The 235-nt window shown below is 58.3% G+C and carries 1 protein-coding gene; it reads right to left on the bottom strand.

The genetic code is table 11. The features are described 5' to 3' along the window. Positions 1 to 147: 147 nt before the first annotated feature. Positions 148 to 228, bottom strand: coding sequence for a sodium/substrate symporter small subunit (locus tag RMT89_RS46460; protein WP_399499140.1), 81 nt, complete (start codon positions 226 to 228; stop codon positions 148 to 150). Positions 229 to 235 lie beyond the last annotated feature (7 nt).

Raw genomic sequence — 235 nt, 5'->3', positions numbered from 1 at the left:
ACCGTTCAGAACCGGGTGCACGCCCCGGTTGGCGGCATAGAACTCGGCCGTGGAACCGGCCCGCGCCCAAAGCGCAATGCCGATATAGATCGCGAAGGTGAAACCGACGACGATCAGGTTAAGCGTAAATTGATCCATGCGTCTGCCTCACTCATCCACGCCGAATTCACGATCCAGCCGGTTCATGCGGAACGCATACCAGAAGATCAGCACCAGAAAGACGAGGATCGACCCC

Source organism: Streptomyces sp. P17 (genome assembly GCF_032436805.1).
GTDB lineage: Bacteria > Actinomycetota > Actinomycetes > Streptomycetales > Streptomycetaceae > Streptomyces.
The sequence above is the reverse complement of the archived record's forward strand: the minus strand, read 5'-3'. Positions and strand labels throughout refer to the sequence as shown.